We start from the raw sequence: 9,338 nt of genomic DNA, 5'->3' as shown, positions 1-9,338 counted from the left end.
ACCGGCATCGTGAATTCAGCGCCCTTGCTGATGCTGTCGGGCCAGCGCTGCATCACGCTCTTGTACCGGGTATAGAAGCGGATGCCTTCTTCGCCGTACGCATGGTGGTCGCCGAAGAGCGACTTCTTCCAGCCGCCGAACGAGTGCCATGCCATCGGCACCGGAATCGGAACGTTGACACCGACCATCCCAACCTGAATCTGACGCGCGAATGCCCGGGCGACTCCGCCATCCGACGTGTACAGCGACACGCCGTTGCCGAATTCGTGTGCGTTGATCAACTCGACTGCGCTGGCGAAATCCGGAACGCGGATGACTGCAAGGACCGGCCCGAAAATTTCTTCCTTGTAGATTTTCATGTCCGTACGCACATCGTCGAACAGGGTCCCGCCGATGAAGAAACCATTTTCCGCCGTGACAGGATGAGCACGCCCGTCCACGATGAGCTTCGCGCCTTCCGACTCGCCCGACTCGATGTAGCCCGCGACCTTCGCCTTATGCTCAGCCGTCACGAGCGGCCCCATTTCCGCATCGAGATTTTCGCCGTTCTTGATGACCAGCGAATTCACGCGCGGAGTCAGCTTCTCGATCAGCTGGTCACCCGTGTTGCCCACGGCGACCGCCACCGAGATAGCCATGCAGCGTTCGCCCGCCGAGCCGTAAGCCGCACCGATCAGTGCATCGACGGCCTGATCCAGGTTCGCGTCAGGCATCACGACGAGGTGATTCTTGGCGCCGCCGAGGGCCTGGACGCGCTTGCCGCGCTTCGACGCTTCCGTATGGATGTACTCCGCAATCGGCGTGGAGCCGACGAACGAGATCGCCGCAACGTCCGGATGCTCGATCAGCGCATCGACCGCGACCTTGTCGCCGTTCACGACGTTGAACACTCCGTCGGGCAGACCTGCTTCCTTGAGCAACTCGGCAAGACGCAAGGAAGCCGAAGGGTCGCGCTCCGACGGCTTCAGGATGAACGTGTTGCCGCAAGCGAGCGCCACCGGGAACATCCACATCGGAACCATGACCGGAAAATTGAACGGCGTGATGCCCGCCACGACGCCCAACGGCTGACGCAGATTCCAGTTGTCGATGCCGCCGCCGATCTGGTCGGTGAAGTCCGTCTTCAGCAGGTTCGGGATGCCGCAGGCAAACTCGACGACCTCGATGCCGCGCACGACCTCACCTTGCGCATCGGTGAAGACCTTGCCGTGCTCACGGGTGATGAGCATCGCGAGTTCGTCGTGGTGCTGGTTCAACAGTTCCTTGAACTTGAACAGGATTCGCGCGCGCTTTAGCGGCGCCATCTCGCTCCAGCTCGGAAACGCTGCTGCTGCGGCCTGCACGGCGCGGTCGACCTCTTCGACAGAAGCAAGGGCGACTGCGCGAATGACTTCCCCCGTGGCGGGATTGAAGACGTCCTTGAAACGGTCGCTCGACGGAGCGACGACCTGACCATTGATGAAGTGGCTGACCTGCTCGACGCCGAGGTTTGCCGTTTCGCTTGCTACGTTCATTTAAACACTCCGGGATTCCAGTTTGGCCATGGCGGCCGGGCGATTCAACTCAGGCCACGTCGCGCAGAGCGTTGCGCACCGTGGAGAAGATTTGGTCGATCTGCTTCTCATCGACGATCAGCGGCGGCGAGAAAGCGAGGATGTCGCCCGTGTAACGCACCAGCACACCGGCTTCGAAGCACTTCAGGAAGACCTCGTAGGCGCGCGCGCCCGGCGCACCCGGTCGCGACTCCAGTTCAATCCCTGCGACCAGGCCGAGATTGCGGATGTCCTTCACGTGCGGGGCGCCCTTCACTTCATGAGCAGCGTCTTCGAACACGCCGGACAGCTCTTTCGCTCGCTCGAAAAGCCGGTCGCGCTTGTAGATGTCCAGCGTTGCAATCGCCGCGGCGGCAGCTGCCGGATGCGCGGTGTAGGTATAGCCGTGGAAAAACTCGATCGCGTTCTCGGGACCGGCGTTCACCACCGTGTCGTGAACCGCGCGGCTTGCCGCCACGGCGCCCATCGGAATAGCCGCGTTGTTGATGGCCTTGGCCATCGTGATGAGGTCCGGCTTGACGCCGAAGAATTCGCTAGCGGTCGAGGCGCCAAGACGGCCGAATGCCGTAATCACTTCATCGAAAATCAGCAGGATGCCGTGCTTCGTACAGATTTCGCGCAGGCGTTCGAGGTAACCCTTAGGCGGAACGAGCACACCGGTGGAGCCGGCGAGCGGTTCGACAATGACTGCCGCGATGGTCGACGCATCGTGCAACGTGACAAGCCGCTCGAGCTCGTCAGCCAGATGAGCACCCCACGTCGGCTGGCCTCGCGTGAACGCCGTTTCCTCGAGGTTATGCGTGTGCGGCAGATGGTCCACGTGCGGCATCAGGTTGCCGGAGAACGCCTTGCGATTCGGCAAGATGCCGCCCACAGAAATGCCGCCGAAGCCCACGCCGTGGTAGCCCCGCTCGCGACCAATGAAACGGGTGCGTTGACCTTCGCCGCGAGCACGGTGATAGGCCAGCGCCATCTTCAACGCCGTGTCGACCGACTCGGAACCGGAGTTGGTGAAAAAGATGCGGTCGAGGCCGGCGGGCATGAACTCCGCGACCTTCGCTGCAGCCTCGAAGGCCAGCGGGTGTCCCATCTGGAACGTCGGTGCGTAGTCCATCGTGTCGAGCTGCTCGCTCACGGCACGCGTGATTTCGGTGCGGCCATGACCGGCGTTGACGCACCAGAGTCCGGCCGTCGCGTCCATTACCTGACGGCCGTCGACCGTCGTGTAGTACATGCCTTTGGCAGCCTTGAACAGTCGCGGCGCGGCCTTGAACTGGCGGTTCGCGGTGAAAGGCATCCAGAACTTCGTCAGGTCCAGGTTCGGTTGATTCGCGCTCATTTGGTGACTCCGTGAATGTGGGTCAACTTTATCGAGGTAGCGCGCTACAATCACTGGACAGCATGCAATGAGCAGCCAGACCGTATTGATTTTCTTCTTCGAACTGTATTGAAATGTTCAAGCTGAACCTGTCGCGCTCCCGCAAGAACGAAGGCACGCTGGTGGACCAAATCGTGTCGTCGATCGAACAGGAACTCAGGCAAGGTACCTTTCCGGCCGGCACTGCGCTTCCCTCGGTTCGCGTCTTCGCGAAGAGCCACGATCTGAGCACTTACACGGTCTCCGAAGCCTATCAGCGGCTCGTTTCGCTCGGTCTGGTGATCGCGCGCGCCGGTGCTGGCTACCGCGTTGCTACGCCAGCGGCAAAGCCACCTGCTGCCCCTGCGTGGAGCGCACCAACTCTGAACAAGGCGTGGTTGCTGTCCGATGTGTTTGCGGACAAGACGGTTCCCATCAAAGCGGGCTGTGGATGGATACCTAACGACTGGATAAACGAGAGCGGTATCCAGCACGCTTTGCGTGTCGTCAGCCGTGTGCCCGGGCCGCGTATCGGTGGGTATGGTCATCCGTATGGGCTCACGTCTCTACGCGAACACATCGCAAATTCACTGAGAAGGTACTCGCTGTCCGTCGGTAGCGATGATGTCCTGCTGACCCAAGGCGTCACTCAGGCGCTGGACCTTATCGTTCGCACCCTGCTGAGACCCGGCGACACCGTCCTCGTCGAAGACCCGTGTTACTGCAATCTGCTCGAAATCCTGAAAGTCGCCTTCGTCAACGTCGTCAGCGTTCCGCGCACGCCTGAAGGCATCGACAGCGCACAGCTTGAAGAGGTCGTGAAGGCCCACAAGCCGAAGATCATGTTCATCAACACGGTTCTGCAGAATCCGTCTGGGACTTCGCTGAGCGCATCGTCGGCCTTCCGGTTATTGCAGATCGCCGACCGTGAAGGCATCTGGATCGTTGAGGACGACATTTCGCGTGAGCTCGCGCCTGCGGGCGCGCCCTGCCTTGCTGCAATGGAGGGATTGCAACGCGTCATCTACGTGGCCGGCTTTTCGAAGACCATCACGCCCGCAATGCGGGTCGGCTATATCGCGGCAAGCCGCGAGTTGCTGTCTCGCTTCGCGTTGACGAAGATGGCTGTCGGGCTGACCTCGTCCGAGGTGACCGAACGCGCCGTGGCGAATGTTCTCATCGAGGGACACTACGACCGACACACCGCACATATCCGCGAGCGACTCTTCAACGCTCATGCGAAAGTCACGCAGTCGATGCTCAGCGCCGGTCTCGAGGTATTTCACACCCCGAACGCAGGCCTTTTTCTATGGGCCAGGTTGCCAATTCGAGCGGAAGACAGCATCGCGGTCACGAACGAAGCCCTCAGCAAGGGAATCTGGCTCGCTCCCGGGTCGTACTTCCGTCCTGGCGAGCATACGTCCGAGTGGTTCAGGTTCAACGCAGCCACCTCCGATGCTCCCGAACTCTGGAAGTTTCTGAAGAGCCTGCAAGACGGCGCAGTCTACCGACGGTAAAGAAAGGGGCAGCCCGGTTGTCAAAGAGCCGCCCTCCATAGATCCCGGCAGCCGATTAGAAGATTGCCATCGACTCCGTCATGTTCTGCCGCATGTAATCGAGAAAACGCTTCTGGAACAGCATCGTGTGCTCGTGTGCCAGTTTTTCGGCTTCGTCGGCATCTTGTTGTGCAATCGCGGCAATCATTTCCGCGTGATCCCGACCGAGCTTCGTTGCGGTCGGCGACGTAACGGTGAAGTCGAAGTGAAGGTGCAAGAGCCGCTGCCCTTCTCCAAGCAGACGTTCGTAATACCCAACAAAGTACGGATTGTTCGCCGCATGGGCGATGGCGATATGAAGAGCTTTGTTGGTCTCCGACATTGCCTGGAAGTCGCCGCTTTCGACCGCCTGCATGTACTCCTCATCTGCCATTCGAATGCGCTTGAGGTCTTCTTCAGTCCGGTGCTGGGCAGCCAGCCGCGTCACCGTGCGCTGAATCAGATCAAGCGCCGAGATGTACTTCGGGAATTCCTCAATTTCGAAAGGTGTCACGAGCGTCGTGCGGTTCGGGAGAATCGTCACGAGACCTTCGCTGATCAGACGGGCAAGCGCATCGCGCACCGGTGAGCGCGATAGACCAAACTGCGCCGCCAGGGAGACTTCGTCGAGCGGTGCGCCTGGCTTGAGCTTCAACGTCAGAATCTGCTTGCGCAATTCCTCATAGATATACCGTCCGCCGTGTCTGCGGACAGTAGCTTCTGTCTCCGTTCCCTTGCTCATTGCCTCACCGCCGTAGTCGTGGGCCCGAAAGGCCGGGCGTGCCTTCAAGTTTACCATCGTGCGGACGCCCTGCCTCAGGGCTTCGGAAAACCGGAACCCCAGGTATCGCTCAGCATGAAACCAGCAGCCAGCGGGTCGTCCGGGTCGACACCAAGCTGCTGAATGCCATAGACCCAGGCCCGACCCTGGACTCGGGGCAACACGGCGGGCTTGCCGCCGACCTCGGTCCTTCCTAGCATCTCGACAACAAACTCGCCGCCGATGGTGGAGCGCGACTTCAACCGACTGCCGACGTCGACAAGACCACGAGCCGACAGCGTTGCCAGATTGGCCGAGCTACCCGTTCCGCACGGCGACCTGTCCACCCGACCAGGCGGCAGCGTCGTGCAGGTCTGGTAGAGGTCTTCGCTGACCCGATTACGAAACATCACATACGCGACTTCATTGATTTCAGGGAAAAGCGGATGCTGAATCCTGATCTGGCTATTGATCACGTCCTTCAGCCCGACTCCGAGCTCGGCGAGTTCGCGCGCGTTCTCGGGCGCGATTTTCAAACCCACCTGCTCGACGTCGACGAGCGCATAGTAGACGCCGCCAAATGCGATGTCCGCCTTGATTGTGCCGAACTTCGACGTGTCGAACATGAAGTCGAGTTGCTCGACGAACGACGGCACCATGTCGAGCGAAACGCTCGTGCAACGACCGTCACTACATGTGGCTCGTGCGGTGACGAGACCCGCCGGCGTGTCCAGGACGACCGTCGTTTCAGGTTCCTGCATCTCGACCATGCCCAGTTCCAGCAACGCGGTCACGACGCAGATGGCGTTGCTGCCGGACATAGGATGCGCCTTGTCCGCCTGAAGCACGATGAAGCCCGCGTGGGCTTCAGGACGCGTCGGCGGCAACAGGAGGTTCACGGACATCTGAAGACAGCCTCGCGGCTCGAGCACGACGAGCCTTCTAAGGCTGTTGTCGACTTCGTTGATGTAGTTCATCTTGTCGAGCATCGTCGCACCGGGGATTCCTACGACTCCCCCCGTGATGACCTTGCCGATTTCGCCTTCGCAATGAACGTCGACGATTTGTAGCGTCTTTTTCCAGCGCATGATTGACGGACCTTACTTGATGTACCAGCCCCAGGGCTTATCACTGTCGTATCGCGTGATCTGCTTGGTTTCAAGGTAGTTGTTGAGACCCCATTCGCCAAGTTCGCGACCGATCCCGCTCTGCTTGTAGCCACCCCACGGCGCCTCGGTGAAGGTTGGCTGACTACAGTTGATCCAGACGATACCGGCGCGCAATGCCCTCGCCACACGCTCGCAACGGGTGTTGTCACGCGACATGACCGCGGCCGCAAGACCGAATCGCGAGTCGTTCGCCGAGCGCACCGCCTCTGCTTCGTCATCGAACGGACGGATGCAGACGACCGGTCCGAAGATTTCTTCATTCCAGACCCAGCTACCGGCCGGAACGTCCGCGAAGACGACGGGTTCCATGAAGTACCCCTTGTCCAGATGAGCAGGTCGGCCGCCACCGACTACCAGCCGCGCGCCTTCGCTGACGCCACGCCCGACCGCCTCGCGAACTTTCTCGTACTGGCCCTTGCTCACGATAGGCCCGAGCAGGACACCGTCCTGCAGACCATTGCCGATGGTGAGTTTCTGGGTCTCTTCCCGCAGACGCACCAGCAGGCGGTCATAGATTCCACGCTGCACCAGCACGCGCGAAGTGGCGGAACAGACCTCGCCCTGATTCCAGAAGATGCCGAACATTATCCACTCGACCGCCGCCTCGATGTCACTGTCATCGAATACGATGAACGGCGATTTTCCGCCCAGTTCCAGGCTGACATTCTTGATGTCGCGCGCAGCGGCCTGCATGATGCGGCTGCCGGTGGGGACGCTGCCCGTAAAGGCGAGCTTGTCGATGTCCGGATGCTCTGCAAGCGGAGCGCCCGCGTCCTTCCCAAGCCCCGTCAGAACGTTGAGGACGCCCGGCGGAAGGTCGGCTGCGGAAACGATGTTGGCCAATTCGAGCGCGGTAAGAGGCGTCAATTCCGATGGTTTAAGAACCATGGTGCAGCCAGCCGCTAACGCGGGCGCCACTTTCCATGCCGCCATCAGCAGCGGGAAGTTCCATGGAATGATCGCGCCCGCCACACCGACCGGTTCCTTGCGAGCAACCGAACTGAAGCGGTCGTCAGAGAGTGCAACCGGCGTCTCGGCGTTCTGATCAAGCTTCTCCGCGAGGTTTGCATAGAACTCGAAACAGCCGGCGGCATCGCCCACGTCCCAGAGTGCCTCCGGAAGTGGCTTGCCGTTGTCCCGTACTTCGATTTCCGCCAGTTCCTGCAGGCGCTCACGAATACCGTGGCCAATGCGACGGAGCACCGCGGCACGTTCGGCACCGCTCATGCGCGGCCACGGACCCTCGTCAAATGCCTTTCGCGCGGCTCGTACCGCAAGGTCCACATCCTCGGCGGTCGCGGCCGCGACCTTCGCGATGACTTGTTCGCTGCTCGGGTCGATAGTCTCGAAGCTGCCATTCCTGACTGGCGCGACCCAGCGGCCATCGATAAAGAGTCGTTCGTACGATTTCATGATTCAGCCTGCTGTCGATTGACGGGATTTGATGAGCTTGTCGTCGACCGCGTCAAGCCAGGTATCAGCCAAAGTGAAGCCAGTCTGAAACCGGTCCGTAGGGTCGACGCCAACCTGCGAAATCGAGGTAATCCATGCTTGCCCCGACACCACGGGCACGATCGCGTCGTAGTTGCCGACACGCGTGGTCGACGCAACCCGGCTTTCGAACCGTGACCCCGTGATGGATTCGTGAATGAAGGTCTCACCGACGTCGATCAGACCACGCGCGTGCAGCACGCCAAGGCGCGCTGAAGTTCCTGTTCCGCACGGAGAGCGATCGCATCGTCCTGGTGAAACGATCGCCGTGTTGCGCGCGAAGAGCTTGCCGTTCTCCCGCTGCAGTGGCCCCATGAACTGGGTGTTCGTGACGCCCCTGATCAGCGGATTGAGCGGATGCGAAAACGGCAACTGCTCCACCGCCGCCGCCTTGATTTTCTGGCCGAGTTCGCAAAGCTCGCGCGCTTCATCCGGCGTGATGCCGAAGCCAAGAGACTGCGCGTCGACCAGAGCGTAAGTCATGCCACCATACGCGACATCGATCTTGATACTGCCGAGCCCCTTCACTTCGATATCGGCATTCAGGTTGGCGACGAAGGCCGGTTGATTCGTGAACTCGACGCGGGTCACTTTGCCATTCGAACATTCGCAGCGTGCGTGGATGAGTCCGGCCGGTGCCTCCAGTACGAGTTCGGTGACCGGTTCATGCATCTTGAGGATGCCGGTTTCCAGCAGAACCGTCGCCACGCACATGGTGTTAGAGCCCGACATCGCGACGTACTCGGTCGACTCGCCAATCACGTAGCCCATCTGTGCGCGCGGATCCGTCGCGGGCAGTATGAAGTTGACGTTGTGATTCACGGAGCCGCGAGGCTCGAAAAGACAGATTTTGCGGAGCTCGTCGCCGTGCTCCTCCAGGTAGACCATCTTGTCGAACATCGTGTTACCTGGCACGTCGATCAAACCACCCGTAATGACGTTGCCCACCTCGCCCTCGGCATGGCAGCCCACCATCGTGAATGTCTTGTTCCAACGCATAACTTTTCTCCTCGCTAGGTCCTGTGACAACCTTCAATCACAATGGCTAACTCCTGCTTGAAGGGGAACGTGTCACGCGAAAGTAACTTGCGATGAACGGCGTTCAATTCGCATACTCCTGCAAGCTGAAGCCGTGAGCGTATGGCTGTGTGTCGTCAACATAGTGTTCCGCTCGCCCGGTAATCCACGCGCATCCTTCGACGCCTGGAAGGACCGCATCCAGTCCGCTCTTCAGCTGTGTCGTAGATTCGACCCGACCGGTAAAGCAACTGCCAATCAGGCTTTGATGTCGGAAAGGCTGTTCGATGCCGAGCTGTCCACGTGCATACCGCTGCGCCACGCGGGCAGAAGTGCCGGTTCCGCAGGGCGACCGGTCAATGAGGCTGTCGCCGGCGATCACCACCGCGCGGGCGTCGGCATCGTCAGATAGCGGCGCGCCCGTCCACATCGTGTGCTTGACGCCGCGAATGCTCG

The 9,338-nt window shown here is 60.5% G+C and carries 8 protein-coding genes; 1 reads left to right on the top strand and 7 read right to left on the bottom strand.

The genetic code is table 11. From position 1 onward, the window contains the following. Both EVC45_RS42465 and EVC45_RS42460 read right to left on the bottom strand, forming a co-directional pair. Window positions 1–1,514 (bottom strand): CoA-acylating methylmalonate-semialdehyde dehydrogenase (locus EVC45_RS42465; RefSeq protein ID WP_129964068.1); only part of this gene is annotated, 1,514 nt, incomplete at its 3' end. A gap of 49 nt (window positions 1,515–1,563) precedes the next feature. Continuing rightward, complete coding sequence (locus EVC45_RS42460) at window positions 1,564–2,892, bottom strand: aspartate aminotransferase family protein (protein ID WP_129964067.1); 1,329 nt, start codon at window positions 2,890–2,892, stop codon at window positions 1,564–1,566. 113 nt (window positions 2,893–3,005) lie between these two features. On the opposite strand from EVC45_RS42460, the gene EVC45_RS42455 reads away from it, so the two are divergent. Next, window positions 3,006–4,427 (top strand): PLP-dependent aminotransferase family protein, encoded by a 1,422-nt coding sequence (locus EVC45_RS42455; RefSeq protein WP_129964066.1) that lies wholly within the window; start codon window positions 3,006–3,008, stop codon window positions 4,425–4,427. 55 nt (window positions 4,428–4,482) lie between these two features. On the opposite strand, the gene EVC45_RS42450 is transcribed toward EVC45_RS42455, so the two are convergent. The 5 genes from EVC45_RS42450 to EVC45_RS42430 form a co-directional block, all read right to left on the bottom strand. Beyond that, window positions 4,483–5,187 carry a GntR family transcriptional regulator gene (locus tag EVC45_RS42450; protein ID WP_211193575.1) on the bottom strand — a complete coding sequence of 235 codons (705 nt, stop codon included), beginning with the start codon at window positions 5,185–5,187 and terminating at the stop codon, window positions 4,483–4,485. A 74-nt stretch (window positions 5,188–5,261) separates the two neighbouring features. Beyond that, window positions 5,262–6,293, bottom strand: a complete 1,032-nt coding sequence (locus EVC45_RS42445; RefSeq protein ID WP_129964065.1) for a proline racemase family protein — start codon at window positions 6,291–6,293, stop codon at window positions 5,262–5,264. A gap of 12 nt (window positions 6,294–6,305) precedes the next feature. Continuing rightward, complete coding sequence (locus EVC45_RS42440; RefSeq protein WP_129964064.1) at window positions 6,306–7,787, bottom strand: aldehyde dehydrogenase family protein; 1,482 nt, start codon at window positions 7,785–7,787, stop codon at window positions 6,306–6,308. A 3-nt stretch (window positions 7,788–7,790) separates the two neighbouring features. Then, window positions 7,791–8,864, bottom strand: a complete 1,074-nt coding sequence (locus tag EVC45_RS42435) for a proline racemase family protein (protein WP_129964063.1) — start codon at window positions 8,862–8,864, stop codon at window positions 7,791–7,793. 103 nt (window positions 8,865–8,967) lie between these two features. Beyond that, the coding region (locus tag EVC45_RS42430) for a proline racemase family protein (RefSeq protein WP_211193574.1) at window positions 8,968–9,338 on the bottom strand (371 nt) is incomplete at its 5' end.

Source organism: Paraburkholderia sp. UYCP14C (genome assembly GCF_004197395.1).
Taxonomy (GTDB): Bacteria; Pseudomonadota; Gammaproteobacteria; order Burkholderiales; family Burkholderiaceae; genus Paraburkholderia.
The sequence above is the reverse complement of the archived record's forward strand: the minus strand, read 5'-3'. Positions and strand labels throughout refer to the sequence as shown.

Excerpts from the sequence above, each read along its gene's own strand:
- EVC45_RS42460 (WP_129964067.1), bottom strand. The coding sequence starts at position 2,892 with ATGAGCGCGAATCAACCGAACCTGGACCTGACGAAGTTCTGGATGCCT.
- EVC45_RS42455 (WP_129964066.1), top strand. The coding sequence starts at position 3,006 with ATGTTCAAGCTGAACCTGTCGCGCTCCCGCAAGAACGAAGGCACGCTG.
- EVC45_RS42450 (WP_211193575.1), bottom strand. The coding sequence starts at position 5,187 with ATGAGCAAGGGAACGGAGACAGAAGCTACTGTCCGCAGACACGGCGGA.
- EVC45_RS42445 (WP_129964065.1), bottom strand. The coding sequence starts at position 6,293 with ATGCGCTGGAAAAAGACGCTACAAATCGTCGACGTTCATTGCGAAGGC.
- EVC45_RS42440 (WP_129964064.1), bottom strand. The coding sequence starts at position 7,787 with ATGAAATCGTACGAACGACTCTTTATCGATGGCCGCTGGGTCGCGCCA.
- EVC45_RS42435 (WP_129964063.1), bottom strand. The coding sequence starts at position 8,864 with ATGCGTTGGAACAAGACATTCACGATGGTGGGCTGCCATGCCGAGGGC.